Source organism: Deinococcus gobiensis I-0, assembly GCF_000252445.1.
Taxonomy (GTDB): Bacteria; Deinococcota; Deinococci; order Deinococcales; family Deinococcaceae; genus Deinococcus; species Deinococcus gobiensis.
Genome location: NC_017790.1, coordinates 140,132 through 158,752 on the forward strand (window position 1 = coordinate 140,132; position 18,621 = coordinate 158,752).

General features: G+C 71.4%; 19 protein-coding genes. 12 read left to right on the forward strand and 7 right to left on the reverse strand.

Going from position 1 to position 18,621, the window contains the following annotated elements; translation table 11 throughout:
- Nucleotides 1–77 precede the first annotated feature (77 nt).
- The 4 genes from DGO_RS00705 (at nt 78) to pnp (ending at nt 4,839) form a co-directional block, all read left to right on the forward strand.
- Nucleotides 78–1,157, forward strand: a complete 1,080-nt coding sequence (locus DGO_RS00705; protein ID WP_043800429.1) for a PP2C family protein-serine/threonine phosphatase — start codon at nt 78–80, stop codon at nt 1,155–1,157.
- 42 nt (nt 1,158–1,199) lie between these two features.
- Nucleotides 1,200–1,577: a RidA family protein gene (locus tag DGO_RS00710; RefSeq protein ID WP_014683547.1), complete on the forward strand. Its 378-nt coding sequence runs from the start codon at nt 1,200–1,202 to the stop codon at nt 1,575–1,577.
- Between the two features lie 224 nt (nt 1,578–1,801).
- On the forward strand, nt 1,802–2,587 hold the full coding sequence (locus DGO_RS00715; protein ID WP_050920634.1) for a PSP1 domain-containing protein: 786 nt from the start codon (nt 1,802–1,804) through the stop codon (nt 2,585–2,587).
- A gap of 68 nt (nt 2,588–2,655) precedes the next feature.
- Nucleotides 2,656–4,839, forward strand: coding sequence for a polyribonucleotide nucleotidyltransferase (pnp, locus tag DGO_RS00720; protein WP_014683549.1), 2,184 nt, complete (start codon nt 2,656–2,658; stop codon nt 4,837–4,839).
- A 179-nt stretch (nt 4,840–5,018) separates the two neighbouring features.
- Here pnp and DGO_RS00725 read toward each other — a convergent pair whose 3' ends face one another.
- Together DGO_RS00725 and DGO_RS00730 are read right to left on the reverse strand one after the other, a co-directional pair.
- Nucleotides 5,019–5,600, reverse strand: coding sequence for a DinB family protein (locus DGO_RS00725; RefSeq protein WP_014683550.1), 582 nt, complete (start codon nt 5,598–5,600; stop codon nt 5,019–5,021).
- Entirely contained in the window at nt 5,597–6,559 is a 963-nt protein-coding gene (locus DGO_RS00730) for a tRNA dihydrouridine synthase (RefSeq protein ID WP_043802823.1), read from the reverse strand. The genes DGO_RS00725 and DGO_RS00730 overlap by 4 nt, the downstream gene beginning before the upstream one ends.
- A gap of 278 nt (nt 6,560–6,837) precedes the next feature.
- Here DGO_RS00730 and DGO_RS00735 point away from each other — a divergent pair, with 278 nt between their 5' ends.
- Together DGO_RS00735 and argB are read left to right on the forward strand one after the other, a co-directional pair.
- Nucleotides 6,838–7,347: a GNAT family N-acetyltransferase gene (locus DGO_RS00735; RefSeq protein ID WP_014683552.1), complete on the forward strand. Its 510-nt coding sequence runs from the start codon at nt 6,838–6,840 to the stop codon at nt 7,345–7,347.
- 31 nt (nt 7,348–7,378) lie between these two features.
- The gene (gene argB, locus DGO_RS00740) at nt 7,379–8,128 is read left to right on the forward strand and encodes an acetylglutamate kinase (RefSeq protein WP_014683553.1); all 750 of its coding nucleotides are present in this window, start codon (nt 7,379–7,381) and stop codon (nt 8,126–8,128) included.
- A gap of 226 nt (nt 8,129–8,354) precedes the next feature.
- Here the strand turns inward: argB and DGO_RS00745 are convergent, their stop codons facing one another.
- The gene (locus tag DGO_RS00745) at nt 8,355–8,921 is read right to left on the reverse strand and encodes a GNAT family N-acetyltransferase (protein WP_043800433.1); all 567 of its coding nucleotides are present in this window, start codon (nt 8,919–8,921) and stop codon (nt 8,355–8,357) included.
- A 7-nt stretch (nt 8,922–8,928) separates the two neighbouring features.
- The gene (locus DGO_RS00750; protein ID WP_014683555.1) at nt 8,929–9,549 is read right to left on the reverse strand and encodes a DedA family protein; all 621 of its coding nucleotides are present in this window, start codon (nt 9,547–9,549) and stop codon (nt 8,929–8,931) included.
- Between the two features lie 124 nt (nt 9,550–9,673).
- On the opposite strand from DGO_RS00750, the gene DGO_RS00755 reads away from it, so the two are divergent.
- Entirely contained in the window at nt 9,674–10,387 is a 714-nt protein-coding gene (locus DGO_RS00755) for an HAD family hydrolase (protein ID WP_043800435.1), read from the forward strand.
- Nucleotides 10,388–10,437: 50 nt separating this feature from the next.
- On the opposite strand, the gene DGO_RS00760 is transcribed toward DGO_RS00755, so the two are convergent.
- The 3 genes from DGO_RS00760 to DGO_RS00770 all read right to left on the reverse strand — a co-directional run bounded on the left by DGO_RS00760 (nt 10,438) and on the right by DGO_RS00770 (nt 13,531).
- The gene (locus tag DGO_RS00760; protein WP_014683557.1) at nt 10,438–11,121 is read right to left on the reverse strand and encodes an SDR family oxidoreductase; all 684 of its coding nucleotides are present in this window, start codon (nt 11,119–11,121) and stop codon (nt 10,438–10,440) included.
- A gap of 179 nt (nt 11,122–11,300) precedes the next feature.
- Entirely contained in the window at nt 11,301–12,212 is a 912-nt protein-coding gene (locus DGO_RS00765) for a hypothetical protein (RefSeq protein ID WP_050920635.1), read from the reverse strand.
- A gap of 74 nt (nt 12,213–12,286) precedes the next feature.
- Nucleotides 12,287–13,531, reverse strand: a complete 1,245-nt coding sequence (locus tag DGO_RS00770) for a M24 family metallopeptidase (RefSeq protein WP_014683559.1) — start codon at nt 13,529–13,531, stop codon at nt 12,287–12,289.
- Nucleotides 13,532–13,684: 153 nt separating this feature from the next.
- Between DGO_RS00770 and DGO_RS00775 the strand changes: the two genes are divergently transcribed.
- The 5 genes from DGO_RS00775 (at nt 13,685) to DGO_RS00795 (ending at nt 18,607) form a co-directional block, all read left to right on the forward strand.
- Nucleotides 13,685–14,578: a hypothetical protein gene (locus tag DGO_RS00775; protein WP_145975214.1), complete on the forward strand. Its 894-nt coding sequence runs from the start codon at nt 13,685–13,687 to the stop codon at nt 14,576–14,578.
- A 4-nt stretch (nt 14,579–14,582) separates the two neighbouring features.
- Nucleotides 14,583–15,278: a glycerophosphodiester phosphodiesterase gene (locus tag DGO_RS00780; RefSeq protein WP_043800440.1), complete on the forward strand. Its 696-nt coding sequence runs from the start codon at nt 14,583–14,585 to the stop codon at nt 15,276–15,278.
- 99 nt (nt 15,279–15,377) lie between these two features.
- Nucleotides 15,378–16,673, forward strand: coding sequence for an ABC transporter substrate-binding protein (locus DGO_RS00785; RefSeq protein ID WP_145975215.1), 1,296 nt, complete (start codon nt 15,378–15,380; stop codon nt 16,671–16,673).
- A gap of 118 nt (nt 16,674–16,791) precedes the next feature.
- Nucleotides 16,792–17,769 (forward strand): carbohydrate ABC transporter permease, encoded by a 978-nt coding sequence (locus DGO_RS00790; RefSeq protein ID WP_014683563.1) that lies wholly within the window; start codon nt 16,792–16,794, stop codon nt 17,767–17,769.
- Nucleotides 17,759–18,607: a carbohydrate ABC transporter permease gene (locus DGO_RS00795; protein ID WP_014683564.1), complete on the forward strand. Its 849-nt coding sequence runs from the start codon at nt 17,759–17,761 to the stop codon at nt 18,605–18,607. Before DGO_RS00790 ends, DGO_RS00795 begins: the two co-directional genes overlap by 11 nt.
- Nucleotides 18,608–18,621: the final 14 nt, after the last annotated feature.

Genomic DNA, 18,621 nt, shown 5'->3' on the forward strand with positions numbered 1-18,621 from the left:
CAGAAACAGCTGCGGCAGGTCAGTGAGTGTTAAGTTTGATTCGTGTGTGGGACTCCCCCTGACCTATAGTGGGACGGATGCGGCCCCCGCCAGCGCCTCTGATGTCGTCCGGTGTGCTTACGGACGTGGGGCGTCAGCGGGTCGGGGGCGTGAATCAGGACGCGGCGGTGGCGCTCGATCTGCCGCAGGGCGGGTTGTACGCGGTCGCCGACGGCATGGGGGGGCACGCCGCCGGCGAACTGGCGGCCAACCTCGCGCTCGACACCCTGACCCAGCATTTTCTCGACAGCCGGGGACCGGCTCCCGAGCGGCTGGCCGGGGCCGTGCAGGCGGCCAATCTCGCGGTGGTGCGCCACGCGGTGGGCGAGTCGGTGGGCATGGGCACCACGCTCCTGGCGGCGCTCGTGGACCGGGGCGCGGTGCTGATCGCCCACGTGGGCGACTCACGCGCCTACCTGCTGCGCGGCGGTGAACTCCAGCGCCTCACCGACGACCATTCCTGGGTGGCCGAACAGGTGCGCCTGGGTTTCCTGACCGAGGAAGAGGCCCGCCATCACCAGTGGAAGAGTGTGGTGAGCAACGCCCTGGGCGGCGAGGAACGGGTGCGCCTGGAACTGTTCGGCCTGCCGCTGCGGTCCGGTGACCGTCTCCTGCTGTGCAGCGACGGCCTGAGCGGCGTGGTGGACGGCCCGGCGCTCGAAAGTCTGCTGTCGCGCTCCGACGACCCCGAACAGCTCGCGCGGGTGCTGATCAACGCCGCCAACGATGCGGGAGGGCCCGACAACATCACGGCGGTGGTCGTGGACATCGCCCGCGACGCCGGCCTGCCCCGCTACGCCCTGCCCGAGCGCAGCGGCAACGGGCCGGAATACGTGGACGTGCTGCTCAACAGCCGCCGGGGCAGCAGCATGCTGACCTACCTGCTGCTCACGCTGGGGTACTTCACGCTGCTGGGGGTCATCCTGATTCCCGAGCACCGGACCGTGAGCGCGTTGCTGGGCCTGGGGCTGCTCGTGGCGGTGCTGGCGGGGCAGCGGTGGCTCCAGGCCCGGTCGCGCCCCGCACCGCGCCAGCCGGGCCGCGTCGCCGGGCGGCTGAGCGGCGCCCGTGCCAGCCGCGCCGCCGGGCCGGACGAGCGCCCCCGCGACCTGGGCTAGCCCGGTGCGTGGCCCCCGGACTCGGCGGGCTACAGTGTGCGCATGAAAGAGATCATCCAGACCCCGGACGCCCCCGCCGCCATCGGTCCCTACAGCCAGGCGGTGCGCTTCGGCAATCTGGTCGTGACCAGCGGCCAGATTCCCCTGACGGCCAGCGGCGAGCTTGTCGAGGGCGGCGTCGAGGCCCAGACGCGCCAGGTCATCGAGAATCTGCGCGCCGTGTTGCAGGCGGCCGGGACCGATCTCGACCGTGTGGTCAAGACGACCGTGTTCCTGGCCGACATGAACGAGTTCTCGGTCATGAACAGCGTCTATGAGCAGGCCTTCTCCGCGCCCTACCCGGCGCGCAGCACCGTGCAGGTGGCCCGGCTGCCGCGCGACGTGCGGGTCGAGATCGAGGTGCTGGCCGAACTGCACTGAGCGCCGGGCCGTGCAGGGCCACAGGGGCCGCCCGCCGGGGAAACGTCCGGCCGGGTGGCCCCCTGCCCTGTCCGGGGCTCCGTCCCTGGGCAGCCCCTGTCCGTTCGCGCGGAGAGATCGGCACTTTGTGCCTCCGCTCTTGGCGCGGCGCGGGGTTTCGTGACATGGTGGCGGACGTGGTTGTCCTGCCTGTCCGCTTCGAGCGGAGTCCCCGGTTGCATGCGATGCTCAGCGAAGTGCCCTACAGCGTGGGCACCCGCGTGGTGGTGCAGGGCAAACGCGGCCCGGAAGTCGCCACGGTGCGCGGCGAGGCGACCGACCCCGACCCGCGCGGCCGCTACGGGGCGGTGCTGCGCGAGGCCAGCCCCGAGGACCGTGCCCAGTGGGACGACCTGCACCGCCGGGGCGAGGATATCAAGTGGCTGCTGCGGGCCCGCGCCCGCGAGCGCGCCCTGAAAGTCAAGCTCGTGGCGGTCGAGTTCACGCTCGACGAGAGCCTCGTCACCGTGAGCTACAGCGCCGACGAACGCATCGAACTCGGGGGCCTGATCGGCGAACTGCGCGAGCACACCCGCGCCCGCGTGAACTTCGCCGCCATAGGCCCGCGCGAGCAGGCGCAGATGATCGGCACGCTGGGGGCCTGCGGACGCGAAAACTGTTCGAGCAACCATCTCCAGGACTTCGCCCCCGTCAGCATCCGCATGGCGCGCGACCAGCAGCTTCCGCTGAACCCCGAGAAACTGAGCGGGCCGTGCGGGCGCCTGCTGTGCTGCCTCCAGTTCGAGCACACCCAGTACCTCGAACTGCTGGCCGACCTGCCGCGCAAGAACGCCAAGGTCTGCCACGAGGGCAGCGGGGCCTGCGGCAAAGTGACCAAGCTGCACCCCCTGGCCGGCACGGTGGACGTGCAGACCGACCAGGGGCCGCTGTACGGCGTGCCCGCCTCCGAACTGCGCCGCGACGGGCCGGCTGCCCCTGCCCGCGCGCCCGCCCCCGACCCCGAGGCCTGAGCGCCCGGAACCGGGCTGGTCTCCGAACATCCTTTCGGGGTGGCCCCTGCGGGCTACACTGCTTCCATATGATCGGAAAGACCTACACGACGATGCTCGGCGGCCGTGAACTGAGCATCGAGACGGGCCGCCTCGCCAAACTGGTGAGCGGCAGCGTCACCCTGCGCTACGGCGACACCCTGCTGCTCGTCACCGCGCAGGCGCGCGACGAGAAGAGCCTTCTCGATTTCCTGCCCCTGACGGTCGAGTTCGAGGAGCGGCACTACGCGGTCGGCAAGATTCCCGGCTCCTTCCAGCGCCGTGAAGGCCGCCCCGGTGAGAAGGCGATCCTGTCGGCACGCATCACCGACCGCCAGATCCGCCCGCTGTTTCCCAAAGGCTACCGCCACGAGACGCAGGTCATCATCACCGTGCTCTCGGCCGACGGCCAGAACGCGCCGGACGTGCTGGGGCCCATCGGCGCCTCGGCGGCCCTGAGCGTCTCGGACATTCCCTGGGCCGGACCGACCGCCTGTGTACGCGTGGGCCAGATCGACGGGCAGTACGTCGTCAATCCGACCGCCGAGCAGCTGGAGCGCAGCGTGATGGACCTCGTGGTCGCGGGCACGCGCGACGCCGTGATGATGGTCGAGGCGGGCGCGCAGACGGTGGACGAGGAGACCCTGGTCGGGGCCATCGAATTTGCCCACGCCGAGATGCAGGGCGTGATCAGCCTGATCGAGACGATGCGCGTCGAGATCGGTCTTGAAAAGTTCAACTTCCTGGCCGAGAGCGACCTGAGCACCGATCTCGTGCCCGAGCTGGCCGAGGCCGCGCGCGTGGGCGGGCTGCGCGGCGCCCTGCTGACCGTCAAGAAGAAGGAGCGCAGCGCCAACCTCAAGGCCCTGCGCGACCGCCTGATCGCCGAGCGCGTGCCCGAGGACGCCGAGGACGCCGCCGAGCGCATCCTGGCCCTCAAGGCGGCCTTCAGCAAGGTCGAGAAGCAGGAACTGCGCCGCCTGATCCTCGAAGACGACCTGCGCGCCGACGGCCGCAACTCCAAAACCGTGCGCCCCATCTGGATCGAGACGCGGCCCCTGCCCCGCGCGCACGGCAGCGCGATCTTCACGCGCGGCGAGACGCAGGTGCTGGGCGTGGCGACGCTGGGCACCGAGCGCGACGAGATCCTGATCGACGACCTGAGCAGCGAAACCGGCGACAAGTTCCTGCTGCACTACAACTTCCCGCCGTACAGCACGGGCGAGGTCAAGCGCATGGGTGGGCAGTCGCGCCGCGAGATCGGGCACGGCAACCTCGCCAAGCGGGCCATCCGCGCGGTGCTGCCGAGCTTCGAGGAATTCCCCTACGTGATCCGCGTGGTGGGCGAGGTGCTCGAATCGAACGGGTCGAGCAGCATGGCGACCGTGTGTGCCGGGACCCTGTCCCTGATGGACGCGGGCGTGCCCCTCAAGGCGCCGGTCGCGGGCGTGGCGATGGGCCTGGTCATGGAAGGCGAGCGCTACCGCATCCTGACCGACATCCTGGGCCTCGAAGACGCGCTGGGCGACATGGACTTCAAGGTCTGCGGCAGCGCCGATGGCGTCACGGCCCTCCAGATGGACATCAAGGTGGGGGGCATCACCCCGGCCGTGATGCGTGAGGCGCTCGCGCAGGCCCGTGAGGCCCGCCTGCACATCCTGGGCAAGATGGCCGAGGTGCTCGCCGCGCCGCGCGCCGAACTCTCGCCGACCGCGCCGCGTATCGTGTCCATGAAGATCAACCCCGAACTCATCGGCAAGGTCATCGGGCCCGGCGGCAAGCAGGTGCGCGAACTCGAAGCGATGGGCGCGCAGGTGACCATCGAGGAAGACGGCACCATCCGCATCTTCAGCGCGTCGGGCGAGGCGGCCGAGGCCGTGCGCGCGCGCATCTCGGGCCTGACCCGCGAGGCGAAGGTGGGCGAGGAGTTCGAGGGCACGGTGGTCAAGACCGCGCCGTTCGGGGCTTTCGTGAACCTGTACCCCGGCCAGGACGGCATGCTGCACATCTCGCAGATGAGCGAGGAGCGCATCAATGCGGTCGAGGACGTGCTGAACGTGGGCGACAAGCTGCGCGTCAAGATCGTGAACGTCGACGACCGGGGCAAGATCGACCTGATCCGCCCCGAGCTGGAAGGCAAGATTGCTCCGCGCGCGCCCCGCGAACCGCGCGGCGACCGTGGCTCGCGTCCCGACCGGGGCGACCGTGGCCCGCGTCCCCCGCGCTCCGAATAAGCTTCTCCGCCACCCGTCCTGCCTCCCCCGTCGGGGAGGCCTTTTCGTGAGGTGCGCCGGGCGCAGCTAGATCCCTGTACAGAGTTGGGGAGAGGCCAGACGCAGGGCGGGCTGGGGGCCGTGCTGGGGGCGGAGCACCTGACCTCGGCGACCTGCGGGGTGGGCAACGTTGCGGGAGATTATTCCGGCGCCGTGAAGTCTTCGGGGTCCAGACTGTCGGCGAAATCGGTGCCCGCGGCGGAGGGCGCGACCTGCGGGCGCGCGAAGCGCAGGTAGTCCAGCCAGGGCGGCGTGTGGCCCTGCTGGCGCACGAGCAGCGTGATCTGGGCGACGTGCCGGACCTCGTGGGTCATGACGTGCCAGAACAGCTGCTCCAGGGTCACGGTGTCGCTCTCGGGGTCGTCGTGGACGAGTTTGACGCGCCGCGAGAGGTCAGGGGCGGTCCCGAGGTACCGCTGCGTCATCTCGCCGATTTCCCGGCCGTAATCGATGATCCAGGCCAGGGAATACTGTCCGGCCTGCGGGCGCACCCAGTCGTGGGGGTAGCGCTGCGCCACACCTACGCCGTCGCCGCGCGCCACCGCGTGAATCCAGTGGTCCTCGACATCGCTGACATGCAGCAGCAGGTCCTTGACGCTGTGAAAGCGGTCGCCCGGTCCGATGACGTCGCGGTCGAGGTCTTCCGGCGGCAGCGCCCGCAAGAAGTCCCAGAGCTGGGCGCGCGAGGCCGCGAGGTAGGCGTAGTACTCGGGGACGTTCACGCCCGGCTCCCGGCGACCCCCACGGCCGGCCCGCGCGGCCCGGCCGGCCGCGTCGCCAGGACCGGGGCGAGAGCCGCGCGCACGTCGTCCAGCGTCTCGGCCTGAAGCAGCGCCGGGTGCAGCTCGGGGAGGTCGGGCAGGTACTTGGGCAGTACCTTGCGCAGCGGCCGCATGCTCGCGCGCCGCAGCTCGCCGGGACGGTGGCGGTCGGGGGCGGTATAGAAGGTGTCCTGCAGTTCGGCGTGCCGAAGCGCGGTGCCGGCGCGCGTGGCGGCGTCGGGCACGGCCGGGGCTCCCCCCGCCAGCGCCCGGAAGATCCAGGGATTGCCCACCGCGCCGCGGCCGATCATCACGGCCGCGACCCCCAGGGCGCGCCGCTCGGTGGCCTGGGCGGGGCTCAGCACGTCGCCGCTGCCGATCACCGGGGTGGGAACGGCCGCCGCCACGCGCGCGATGGCCGCCCAGTCGGCCTCGCCGGTGTAGCGCTGGGCGCTCGTGCGGCCATGCACGGTGATCACGGCCGCGCCCGCCTCTGCGAGGCCCTGCGCGACCTCCAGGCTGCGGTCGCTGTCCCAGCCCAGGCGGATCTTGGCACTCACGTCCAGCGAGGTCGCCGAGCGCATCGCCCGCACGAGGTCGTAGGCGACCTCCGGGGTCTGAAGCAGGCAGGCGCCGCCCTTGCCGCGCACCTTGGGCACCGGGCATCCCATGTTCAGGTCGATGGCGGCGGGCGAGAACCAGGCTTCGGCCCGGCGGACCGCCTCGGCGAGCACCTCGGGGTCGGCCCCGAACAGCTGCACGACCCGGCCCTGCTCGCCGGGGTAGGGCCGGCCCAGGTTGAGGCTCTCGTTTTCGCCGCCCAGCACCAGACCGCGCGCGCTGATCATCTCGCTGACCGTCCAGAGCGCGCCCTGCTCGGCGGCGAGTTGACGCATGGGGGCGTCGCTGTATCCGGCCATCGGAGCCAGCACCGCGCCGGGGCGGGCGAGCTGCCGGGCATAGAAACCGGCGAGAGGCGGCGTGAACAGGCCGGTCATATCCCATCAGCATACCCTGCCTGCCCCCCCAGCCGGGTGAAGACACACTGAACTGGCCCTGAACACGAATGGACAAGGAAAGCGGGAAGGTGGGCGCTATGCTCGGCTCGTCCGGTCCCCCCACCCGTGGTCCCGGCGGCTCCGTCCCGGCGCCGCACGACCGTCATGCCCAGGCCCGACCGGACGGAGGAAGACCGATTTTGGACGTCACGCCGATGGCGCTGCACCACGCGCCGATTCTGCATACCATCTACCAGGCCACGCCCGGCTATTTCGCGCTGCTCGGGTCGCGGGTGCCCAGCATCAGCGAGGTCCAGGGCGAGATCGCCTCGGCCCTGAGCGACCCCCGGCGCCGGCTGGAACTGCTGCACGACGAGCGGGGCCGCCTCGTGGGGCTGCTGGACTACAAGTGCGATTACCCACAGCCCGGCGACGTGACCATCAACCTCCTGATGATCTGCGAGCAGTGGCAAAACGCCGGGCGGGGCGGTCAGGTCGTGCGCGAACTCGAAGCGCGTCTGCCGCCGGGCACGCGCCGGGTTCTGGCGAGCGTGCTGGGCGACAACCCGCGCGGCGCACGCTTCTGGGCGCGCCTGGGCTACCGCTTCGCCCTCGATGCCCGCCCCGCGATGACGTGGTACGCCAAGACCCTGCGCGGACCCGAGCAGGACGGGGCGCTGGCCGGGGACCTGAGCGCCGCGCTGGGGTAGACCCGCCGCCCGGTCCCCTACAATTCCGGACATGATCGTGAAGTACGGCGGCAACGCCATGAAGAGCCTGGAACTGCGGCGCGCGGTGGCGGCCGAGATCGCCGCCCTGCGCGCCGAATATGCGCTCGTGGTGGTCCACGGCGGCGGGCCCGTGATCGAGCGCGAACTCGCGGCGCGCGGCGTGCCGAGCGAGTTCCGGGACGGGCTGCGGGTCACGACCCCCAGGGCGATGGACGTGGTCGAGCTGGCCCTGACCCGCCTGGGCAAGGAACTCGCGCAGGACCTGGGTCACGCGGTCGGCCTGACCGGGCGCGACGACACCCTGCTGCGGGCCGAGGTGCTGGCCCCGGAGCTGGGCCGGGTGGGGCGCGTGACCGGCGTGAACGCCGGGCTGCTGCGCGCGCTGCTGGGCGCGGGCCTGACCCCGGTGGTCGGCAGCGTGGCCCAGGGCGAGGACGGCGGCATGCTCAACGTCAACGCCGACACCGCCGCCGGAGCGGTGGCCGGGGCGCTGGGGGAGGGCATCATCTTCCTGACCGACGTGGACGGCGTGTACCGCGCCTACCCGGACCCGGCGACCCGCGCGGCGCAGCTCACGCGCGCCGAGGCCGAGGCGGGCATCGCGGCGGGCTGGATCGCCGGCGGCATGATCCCGAAGGTGCGCGCGGCCCTGGACGCCCTGGAGCGGGGCGCGCCCTTTGCCACCATCGCCAGCGGCATGACGGCCGGGGTGCTGGCGGCGGCGGCGCGCGGCGAGGCGGGCACGCGGCTGGTGCCCTGATACGAACTTCGAATGATTCCGGTGCATCGCCGCAAGTCTCCGGTCGGAGCGGGCAGGCTTGCCCAGGCGAGCGGTCAAGCGTCGTCATCGGCGCTGCTCTGACCAAGACCGTCCATTCTGCCGGGGAAGCGAGTAGAAGGAAAGACAGGATGGCGGCGACGCAAACTCCTCTCGGTGGGTTGTCCGAGAGGAGGTGGAACCAGAGCCATCCTGTATGAGCTGGGCCTCACTGCACGCGGCTGAAGATCAGGGTATCGCGCAGGTGCAGGGGGTGGTCGGCCGCCACGGCGTCGTTGACCAGCCGGGCGTCGAGGGTGTAGCCCAGCGCGGCGGGGATGCGGGCGCTGCGCCCATTGGCCGCGTCGCAGCGGATTTCCAGGCGGCGAAAGTGCAGCCGTTCCAGCCCCAGCTCCGTAAGGGCGGCCGTCACCTCGCGCGCGTAGCCCTGCCCGGTATGGGCGGTGGCGATCCAGTAGCCGATCTCGCCCTTGGGCACGCGCCAGTCGAGGGCGTGGTACCCGCTGCTGCCCACGATCTCGGTGCCCTGGGCGTTCCAGACGTGGTAGCGCAGGCTCTCGCGCGTGGCGAAGGCCGCCGCCGCCGCCCGCAGGTTGTCGCGGGTGCCAGACAGGTCCTGGGGCGACTGCGCCCAGACCATCCAGCGCCGCAGCTCGGGCAGCGAGGCGTCGCGCGCCGCCATCAGGGCTTCGGCGTCGGCCTCGGCGGGGCGGCGCAGCCACAGCCGCGCGGTGCGCAGTTCGTCGGGAATGTCGGGCTGCGGGGGAAAGGTCATGGGGCCATCATGCCCCACTGCCGCCCGCCGCCTGACTGCGCTTGCGCCGCACGAACCACACCACGGCGGCGACCACCAGCACGCCCAGGATGATCTTGGAGGCGGGGCCGACATACTGCTCGACGCGGTCGTAGTTCTCGCCCAGCACGTAGCCCGCGCCCGCCAGCACCGAGGCCCACAGCGCCGAGCCGATGGCGCTGTAGATCAGGAACTTGGGCAGCGGCATCTCGCTCATGCCGGCCGGCAGGCTCAGCAGGCTGCGGATGCCCGGCACCATGCGCCCGAACAGCACCGCGCCCGTGCCGTGGCGGTCGAACCAGTCGTCGGCCTTGCGGATGTCCTTGCCCGACATGGTCAGCCACTTTCCGTACTTGTCGGCCCAGGCGACCAGCCGCTCTTCTCCGAAAGCCCGCCCCACGTAGTACAGCGGCAGGGTGCCGATGACGCTGCCCAGCGTGCCCATCAGGACCACCAGGAAGATGTTCAGGTCGCCGCGCGAGGCCGCGAAGCCCGCCGAGGGCATGATCAGCTCGCTGGGAATCGGTGGAAAGACGTTTTCCAGGATCATCAGCAGCAGGATGCCCAGATAGCCCATGCTGTCCATCAGGTTCTGTACCCATTGCGCCATACTCCGCAGAGTACCCGTCCGGCCCCCGTCCGGGCGTCCCGCGAAAGGGAAGGGCCGGCGAGCCTCAAGATTCGGTCAGGTCGGCGCACGCCCCGCTGACGTCCCGGCTCCTACACTGCCCGTCATGACCGCTTCCGCTCCGGCCCCCCAACCCTCCGCGCTGCCCGGCGGCCTCAAGGCCCTCGTCTTCGATTTCGACGGTACCATCCTGGACACCGAAACCCGCGAATTCTGGCACTGGCAGGAGCTGTACCGCACCCACGGCCGCGAGCTGAGCCTCAGCGACTGGCAGCGCGGCATCGGCACCTGGGGGGCCTTCGACCCCTGGGCGGGGCTGCCCGAGGCGGTGCAGGCCGACCGGGCGGCGGTGCACGAGGCGCTGCACGGCCGCATCCTGGCCGACATCGCCGAGCAGGACGTGCGCCCCGGCGTGCGGGCGGTGCTGGAGGGCGCGCGCGCCGCCGGACTGCGCCTCGCCCTGGCGACGAGCAGCGGGCGCGACTGGGTGACGCCCTGGCTCGCGCAGCACGATCTGCTGGACCTGTTCGAGGTGACGGCGACCCGCGACGACGTGGCGCAGGTCAAGCCCGACCCCGAGCTGTATACCCTGGCCGCCGCGCGCCTGGGCCTGAAGCCGGGCGAATGCCTCGCGGTCGAGGACAGCTTCAACGGGGCGTCTGCGGCGGTCGCGGCCGGGATGCCGGTGGTCGTCGTGCCCAACGACGTGACCCGCACCCAACCCTTTCCCCCCGAGTGGCCCCGTCTGGACGACGGGTACTCGGGCGGCCTGGGCGAACTGGTGCGGGTCGGCTGGGGCGCAGGGCCGCGGCCCGCGTGACCTGATCCTGCCCCGGCCCGGAGGCGCGGGGTCAGGTCACGCCGCGCCCCTCATTCCATCTCGTCGGGGTAGACCTTCATCTCGGTGACGTGCGCGCGGTCGGGCCGCGAGAGGGCGTGCGCCACGCTCTTGGCGAGGCCGCGCGGGTCGATCATCGCCTCCCACTTGACCCCCTCGTCGCGGTTCTCGGGCGTGTCGATGGAGCCCATCGGGTAGAGCACGCAGCCGCGCACGCCCCGGCCCTTGAGCTCGTCGTGCAGGCTCAGGACATAGGCGGCGACGGCGGCCTTGCTGGCGGTGTACAGCGCCGCCTTCGGGCCGCTGAGCTGCGCGGCCTGCCCGGCGCTCACGCCCAGGATCATGCCGTCCTTCTGCCGCAGCATGCTGGGCAGGACGCCCTGCACGGCATGGAACAGGGTCAGCATGTTCTCGTCGAACATCGTGCGGTAGTCCTCGCCCGTCGCCTTCTGGGCGTCCTGGGTGGCGTAGGCCCCGACCGTGTGGATCAGGGTGTCCACCTTGACCTTGCGCAGCAGGTCGATGCTGGCCGGATCGGTGAGGTCCACGTCGATGACCTCGGTGGCGGGGACGCGGTCGGCGGCGCGCGCCAGCGACTCGCCGCGCCCGACCAGCACGATCTGCGCGCCCGCGTCGTCGAGTTCCTGCGCTATTGCGGTGGCGAGCGCGCCGCCCGCACCCGTGAGCATGACTGTGGAGGAGCCGAGGTTCGCCATGCGCCCAGCCTAGCGGGCCGGTGGGGGGGGTGGGGCGGGGCCGGGCAGACCGGACTTCAGGAAGGCTTAAAGATGAGACGAACTTCAGATGGTTCCAGCAGAGTTCTGGAATCAGCGCAACGCCGTTTGAGGCCGCGCGGCGCGCCTCCGTGCTCGCTCCCCGGCCGGTCGGCGTAGCCTCAGGACTTCGGGGTGGCCGCGTCCAGCGCGCCGCTGCGGCGCAGGCCCACCGCGAGCGTGGCGGCCGCCAGCGGTGCCAGCCCCCGGCTCTCGCGCAGCAGCAGCCCCAGCCCCAGCGCCCCCAGGGCGAGCTGCCGCGAACGCTGTACCCGCTGCGCCGAGACGGTCGTGGGCACGAGGTCGCAGCCGCTGCGCACCGTCTCGGGCGCGGCCAGGCTCTGGCTCAGGCCCAGGGCGGCGAGGCTCAGGAGGTCGGTCAGGACGCCCCGGTCGCTGGCCTTCTTGGGGGGGGCCTTCTGGTCCGCGCGGTCCGTGCCCTTCTCCTTGCTGTCCTTCTCCTGGCGGTGCAGGGTGGGCGGCAGGACCCCGGCGGCCACGCCGTACAGGGCGGCCTCGGGCGCCGGGGCGAAGCGGTCGCCCGCGTCGGCGGCCAGCGACAGGGCCGCGCCCGGCAGCAGGGCGGCGGCGCGCTGGCCCGCGAAGGCCGACAGCGCGGCCTGGACCCCCAGCGCCAGCAGGTCGTTCTGCGAGGGGCGGTGGCCCACCGTGGCCGACAGCACCCGCAGACTGCTGACCGCCGTCAGGCTGCCCAGCAGGTTGGGCGCGCCGCCCAGCAGCGCCGCCGCCGCCGCGACCGGCAGGGCGACCGCCGCCGTCTGCGGGTGGTCGGGGTCGAGTTCGCGGGCGGTCGCCCAGGCCGAGAAACCCGCCATGCCGGTGCCCAGCGCGGCCTTCCAGCCCCGGCCCAGCAGCAGCGGGGCCAGGGTGCCGACCGCCAGCCCGGCGGCGGCGTAGCGGTTGGAGGCCACCGTGAGGTCCAGCGGGCGCGGCAGCGCCGAGGCCAGTTGCGTGGCCCGCTTCTGGGCCTGCTGTGCAGGGGTGGGGCGGAGCGGCAGGAGGGTGAGGGCCATACTCCACGCTACGCCGCCGCCCCCCAGGGCTGCCCGCAGAAGCGTTTCAAGGTTTCTTGTCAGTTGGGCGCCCTTCAGGCCTCGCCGTACCCGGCGGCGCGCACGGCCGCCCACTCGCCCGCCCCGAGAACGAAGGGCGCATGCTGGAGGTCGGTGGTGACTTCGGGGCCGTCCGGGGCGAGGTACACGTCGATTTCGGTGCGCAGCCCGAAGCCGCGCGCCGCCGGGTAGGTGCCCGGCTCGATGGTCACGCACAGGCCCGGCGTGAGGGCGCGGGTGTCGCGCGTCTCGTAGTCGTCGAGGTTGGCTCCCGCGCCGTGAATCTGCACGCCGAGGTCGTGGCCGGTGCGGTGCAGGAAGTGCGGCGCCCAGGTGTCGCCCATCGCGTCCCGCGAGGCGCGGTCGAGTTCCCAGCCCTGCACCTCGCCCCAGCCGGTGGCCGCGTGGCGCTCCCGGAGGCGCGACAGGGCCGCGTCGCGCGCCCGCTTCACCGCCGCCCAGGCGTCCAGGTACTCGGCCCCCGGCTCGCCCGCGTGGGCCACCCAGGTCACGTCCGCGAAGGGGCGTCCCGGCTCCTGCGCCCACAGGTCGATCAACACGCACTGGCCGGCCTCCAGCGTGGCGTTCTGGGTGGCGCTCGGCTCGTAGTGGCTGTCGGCGGCGTTCACCCCGAAGCTGACGTTCACGTCGTGGCCCGCCTGCATCCCGGCCCCGGCGATGCGCCGCATGATCAGGGCCTGCACCTCCAGCTCGGTCACGGGCTGCGCGGCCTTCAGGCGCTCGTGGACGAGTTCGAAGGCCTCGTCCTTGGCGGCCATGAGCACGGCGGCGGCGCGGCGGTGCGCGGCGAGGTCTTCGGGCGACCACACCAGGAAGGACTGGAGCAGGTCGGCGCTGCTGACGATCCCGGCCGCCCCGGCCGCGCGCACCCGCTCCAGCGTACCGGCGTCCACGCGGCTCACGTAGGGCACGGCCCCCTGGGGGCTGTACTCCATCGCCAGGCGCTGACCCGCGACGAGGGCGCGCAGTTCGGCGTCCAGCTCGGCGTGCGAGCCGAAGGGCCGCAGCTCGGCGTCCCAGCCCTGCGTCACGCGCCGCCAGTTGCCCCCCTCGATGTGGTTGTGCAGCACGGTCGCGCGGCCCTCACGCGGCACGTACACGAAAAAGCGCCGGGTCAGGAACACGCTGGGCGGAATGTCCAGCACACGCCGGGCGTGGGGGTTGAGGCCCTGGAAATCGTAGATGAGCCAGCCGTCCGGGCCGGTCCGGGCATCGGTCTGGGCGAGGGCGCGGCGCATGCGGTCCACGGGTGAGGTCATGGACACAACTTAAAGCCAATGGCGGCCCCCGGTCCCCGGTCGAGGCAGGGGAGGGGACGGCGTGACGGGACGCAGAGTCGTCCCCCAGCCTCCCGGAAGCGCCCTATGCTCGGGCACAGGCCCACCCGCTCTCTCCTGGAGGTTCCTGTGCCCATGTCCACCCGGCTGTGTGCGCTCCTGCTGCTCCTTGCCCTGCCTTCCCCCACCCTCGCGGCCCAGCCCCACAGCGCCGTGGACGTCCAAGCTGGACCACAGGCCGTCTCGCTCGGCACACAGGTCTATTTCCGGAGTCGGGGACGCGCCTTGGTGCTGCGCGTGCCGGCAGGGTTCAGGGTGGCGGGCCTGCTGCTGGACGGGCCGGCCCTGGTGATCGCCCTGCGCGCCGGGATCACGGGGGGCGCCCGGGGTGTGGGCCTGCAACGGTATGACCCACAGGGCCGCCTGCTCTGGAGCATGTTCGACGAGGAGTCAGACGATATTTTTCTCGGCCCGGTCTGGCCCGTCAGCGGGGTGATGAGCTACACCACGGCCGGGACAGGGGCCTTCACCACGGTGGACCATCTGGCGATCAACTTGCATAGCGGACGGGTGTTGCCCAGTGCGGGCAAGGTCCTGGCCGAATCTTCCCGGGGACAGCTGCTGCTGTTGCGGCCAGGACCTGCGGTGATGACCGAAGGACCGGAGACGTGGCTGCCCGGACGCTGGGCAGCCGAAATACAGGAGCTGCCCTATCAGGTCGTCTCCCCGGAAGGGGAGGCCGAGCCTCAGCGGTTTCTCACGCCGCCCCGCCCGCACTGCGGCGAATACCGGGCACCGGACTTTGGGCAGATCGGGTCCTCGTCCGGCGCCCTGGGTGTCGGCACGCAGGAAATCCCCCTGGTGCTGGGGCTCTTCGCCCACGCCGGGATTCAGGGCGAGGAGTTGTACGCCCGGCGGGAGGACGCCTGCGGGCCCTTCACCTACCGTTTCCGCTGGACCCGGCCCGGTCCCCCCGAGGTGAGTCCCGGCTGGAGCGGACCAGCTTCTGACCCGGCGGCCCTACCCTGAGCGCATGGCTCCATTGCTCCTCGGTCACCGGGGTTCGCCCCGCGTCCACCCCGAAAACACCCTCGCCAGTTTCCAGGCGGCCCTCGACGCGGGGCTGGACGGCGTGGAACTCGACGTGCGGCGGCTGGCCGACGGCACGCTGGTCATCCACCACGACGAGGCCCTGCAAGGTGGCCGCGCGCTGCCGGGGCTGAAACGCGCCGAGCTGCCCGCCACCGTCCCCACCCTGGACGACGCCCTGGCCTGGGCGGCCGACACGGGGGCCTACGTGAACGTGGAACTCAAGTACGAGGCCGCCCGCCCCGATGACCGGGTGGGCCGCACGCTGGACGCGGTCCGCGCCCACGGCCTGACCCGGCGCGTGATCCTGAGCAGTTTCAACCCGCTGCTGCTGCGCGCCGCCCGCGAGCTGGCCCCCGACATCGAGCGCGGGCTGCTCATCCACCGCACGTACCGCCTAGGGTTGATGAAGGCTGTGCCGCTGGACGCCGTGCCGCTGGCGATGCGCCTGGTGGACGCGGCGGCGCTGCACCCCCACCACACGCTGGTGGACGCCGCCCTGATGGCGCAGGCCCGGCGCGGCGGCTGGCGCGTGAACACCTGGACGGTGAACGAGGTGGCCGACGTGCAGAGGCTCGTGGCCCTGGGCGCAGACGCCCTGATCGGGGACCTGCCCCGGAGCCTCCTGACGGCCCGCTGACTGCGCAGGGGCGTTCCCTGACCGGCCCCGCCCGCCCGTTGACCCCCGCCTGACCCGCCGATGATGGCCGGATGATGAAGGGTTCCTAAGCTGCGGAGCGTGAAAACGCTCCTGCTGACGCTCACCCTGACGGGTCTGGCTGCCCAGAACGCCGCCGCGCAGACCACCGTGGACTTCTGGCACTCCTTCGGGGACGCCAAGCGCGGCGGCTGGATCCAGGCCCGCGCCGACGAGTACAACAAGACCCACCCCGGCGTGAAGATCGTGCCGAGCTACAAGGGCAGCTACAACGACAGCCTCCAGGCGACCATCCTCGCCGCGCGTCAGGGCAAGGCCCCGGCCCTCGTCCAGATTTTCGAGGTCGGCAGCCAGCTCGCCCTGGACAGCGGCATGTTCCAGCCCGTGGGCGGCGTCAGCAACGTGGATTTCAGCGACTACCTCAAACCCGTCATCAACTACTACACCATCGGCGGCAAGGTGAACAGCCTGCCCTTCAACAGCTCCAGCCCGGTGCTGTACTTCAACGCCGACCTGATGCAGAAGGCGGGCCTGAACCCCAAGACGCCGCCCACCACCTTCGGCGGCATGATGAAGGCCTGCGAGAAGATCAAGGCCGCCAACCTGAACGTGACCTGCGCGGCGCTGCCCGTGTACGGCTGGCTGTTCGAGCAGTGGATGGCCGAGCAGGGCGCGCCGCTGGTCAACGGGGGCAACGGCCGCCAGAGCCGCGCCACCGCGAGCAACGTGGACAGCGCCGCCGCCCGCAAGATCTTCCAGTTCTACAAGGACATGCAGACCGCCGGATTCGAGACCTACACCGGCAAGCTGGCCGACACCGACGGCACGAACGCGATCTTCGCGGGCCAGAAGGCCGTGTTCACCATCAACTCGACCGCCGACCTGGGCAACCAGATGGACGCCGCCAAGAAGGCCGGTTTCAAGCTCGGCGTGGGCGTGCTGCCCATTCCCGACGGGGCCAAGCGCAACGGCGTGGTCATCGGCGGGGCGAGCCTGTGGATCACCAAGGGCGTGAGCCAGGCCCAGGCCAAGGCCGCGCTGGACTTCGCTCTGTACATGACCAACACCAAGAACATGGCCGACTGGCACAAGCTGACCGGCTACTACCCGGTGCGCCAGAGCAGCGTGGACCTGCTGCGCAAGCAGGGCTGGTTCAGCCAGACGCCGCTGCAGCTCGTGGCCTTCAACCAGCTGCTGAATACGGTGCCCAGCACCGCGACGGCGGGCGGCCTGAACGGCGCGGCCATCCAGACCCGCACCATCATCGAAGAAGGCCTCCAGAAGGTCATGGGCAGCCAGAGCGTCGCCGCCGCCCAGGCCGAGACGAAGACGCGCGTGGACGCCGCCCTGAGCGACTACGGCGCCAACTTCAAGTAAGGCGGCTGACCCCGGTTCCGGCCGGGGCCGCGCCGCGCTTCCAGACCCTCCCCTTTCCTTCCCCCGCCCGGCCCCCTGAGGTCGGCGGGGGTTGCCCCAGTTCCCCTTCCGGAGGTCCATGTCCCTTCTGCATTCCGCCCGCGCCGCGCGCCGCCGCCGCGCCCGCCCCGCTCAGGCCGGGGCCGCCCCGGCGGCCGACGAGCGCGCCGTGTTCCGGGGGGCGGCGCTGCCCTGGCTGCTGCTGGCGCCCACCATGCTCGTGCTCGCCGTGTTCATCTACCTGCCTGCGCTGCGCACCCTGAACCTCGCGGCCTACCGCGCCAACGTGATCCTGGGCACGCGGCAGTTCGTGGGCCTGGAGAACTTCACGGCGCTGCTGCAGAGCCCGGCCTATCTCCAGGTCGCCGCTCAAACGCTGCTGTTCACCGCACTGTCGGTGGGCCTGGGGCTGCTGCTGTCGCTGTCGCTGTCCTGGCTCGCCAGCCGCCCCCTGCGCGGCGCGAAGGTCTACCGTCTGCTGCTCATCTATCCCTACGCGCTGAGCCCAGCCATTGCGGGCACCCTGTGGCTCTTCCTGTTCAACCCGGAGGTCGGCGTGGTGAACACGCTGCTGGAGGCCGCCTTCGGCATCAAGCCGCGCTGGCTGGACACCCCGGTGCTGGCCTTCGGGCTGGTCACGCTGGCGGCGGTCTGGAAGGGGCTGGCGTACAACATCGTCTTCTACCTCGCGGCCATCCAGAACCTGCCGGGCGACGTGATGGAGGCCGCCGAGATTGACGGGGCCTCGCCCGCGCAGGTGTTCTGGCGGGTGGCGTGGCCGCTGCTCACGCCGGTCACGTTCTTTCTGGTGTTCGCCAACATCGTCGCGGCCCTGTTCGACTCGTTCGCCCTGACCGACATCCTCACGCGCGGGGGGCCCTACACCGGCCACGCGGGCGCGACGACCTTCCTGGTCTACCAGCTCTACCAGGACGGCTTCGTGAACTTCAGGACCGGCGCCGCCGCCGCGCAGGCCGTGCTGCTGCTGGCGCTCGTGGCCTTCGTGACCTGGGTCCAGTTCCGGCTGGGCGAGAGGCGGGTGCACTATGGGAATTAGACCTGTGGGCCGTCCCGCTTCTCCCCGTCGCCGCCACGACTGGGCCGCGCACCTCGCGCTGAGCGTGGCCGTACTGCTCATCAGCGCGCCGCTGATCTTCGCGCTGCTCAAGGCCACGCAGACCTCCTCGGACGTGACCAGCCCGCGCCTGCTGCCGGGCGGGGCCTTCTTCGAGAACCTGGGCAGCGTGTGGAGCGGCGCGCACCTGGGGCGCTACATGCTCAACAGCCTCGTGGTGGCCCTGAGCGTGACGGTCGGCAAGACGGCGCTGGCCCTGCTCGCCGCGCTGGCCTTCGTGTATTTCCGCTTTCCGCTGCGGGGCGCGGCCTTCGTGCTCGTGCTGCTCTCGCTGATGCTGCCCACCGAGGTCCTGATCGTGGCGCTGTTCGACGTGGTGAGCCGTGACCTGCGCTGGGCCGACACCTACGCGGCGATCATCGTGCCGTTTCTGGCGAGCGCGACGGGCACCTTCCTGTTCCGCCAGCACTTCATGAACATCCCCGTGAGCCTGGCCGACGCCGCGCGCATCGACGGCTGCGGGCCGCTGCGTTTCCTGACGCATGTCCTGGTGCCCATGAGCCTGAACACGGTGGGCGCGCTGGCGGTCATCCAGTTCGTGTACGGCTGGGACCAGTACCTCTGGCCGCTGGTGATCATGCAGCACGACGACCGTCAGGTCGTGCAGGTGGGGCTGCGCCGCCTGATCGAGGTGGGCGGCCAGACCGACTGGGGCGCGGTGATGGCCGGCGCCATCGTGACCATGTTGCCGCCGCTGCTGATGTTCACGCTGTTGCAGGAGCAGTTCAGCAAGGGCTTCGCGCTGACGGAAGACAAATAGGACCCCCGGTCGGC

Coding starts and splice junctions, on each gene's coding strand:
- DGO_RS00770 (WP_014683559.1), bottom strand. CDS start 13,531: ATGACCTCACCCGTGGACCGCATGCGCCGCGCCCTCGCCCAGACCGAT.
- DGO_RS00710 (WP_014683547.1), top strand. CDS start 1,200: ATGAAAGAGATCATCCAGACCCCGGACGCCCCCGCCGCCATCGGTCCC.
- DGO_RS00760 (WP_014683557.1), bottom strand. CDS start 11,121: ATGGCGAACCTCGGCTCCTCCACAGTCATGCTCACGGGTGCGGGCGGC.
- DGO_RS00795 (WP_014683564.1), top strand. CDS start 17,759: ATGGGAATTAGACCTGTGGGCCGTCCCGCTTCTCCCCGTCGCCGCCAC.
- DGO_RS00715 (WP_050920634.1), top strand. CDS start 1,802: ATGCTCAGCGAAGTGCCCTACAGCGTGGGCACCCGCGTGGTGGTGCAG.
- DGO_RS00790 (WP_014683563.1), top strand. CDS start 16,792: ATGTCCCTTCTGCATTCCGCCCGCGCCGCGCGCCGCCGCCGCGCCCGC.
- DGO_RS00755 (WP_043800435.1), top strand. CDS start 9,674: ATGACCGCTTCCGCTCCGGCCCCCCAACCCTCCGCGCTGCCCGGCGGC.
- argB (WP_014683553.1), top strand. CDS start 7,379: ATGATCGTGAAGTACGGCGGCAACGCCATGAAGAGCCTGGAACTGCGG.
- DGO_RS00765 (WP_050920635.1), bottom strand. CDS start 12,212: ATGGCCCTCACCCTCCTGCCGCTCCGCCCCACCCCTGCACAGCAGGCC.
- DGO_RS00780 (WP_043800440.1), top strand. CDS start 14,583: ATGGCTCCATTGCTCCTCGGTCACCGGGGTTCGCCCCGCGTCCACCCC.
- DGO_RS00775 (WP_145975214.1), top strand. CDS start 13,685: ATGTCCACCCGGCTGTGTGCGCTCCTGCTGCTCCTTGCCCTGCCTTCC.
- pnp (WP_014683549.1), top strand. CDS start 2,656: ATGATCGGAAAGACCTACACGACGATGCTCGGCGGCCGTGAACTGAGC.
- DGO_RS00750 (WP_014683555.1), bottom strand. CDS start 9,549: ATGGCGCAATGGGTACAGAACCTGATGGACAGCATGGGCTATCTGGGC.
- DGO_RS00730 (WP_043802823.1), bottom strand. CDS start 6,559: ATGGCCGGATACAGCGACGCCCCCATGCGTCAACTCGCCGCCGAGCAG.
- DGO_RS00745 (WP_043800433.1), bottom strand. CDS start 8,921: ATGACCTTTCCCCCGCAGCCCGACATTCCCGACGAACTGCGCACCGCG.
- DGO_RS00705 (WP_043800429.1), top strand. CDS start 78: ATGCGGCCCCCGCCAGCGCCTCTGATGTCGTCCGGTGTGCTTACGGAC.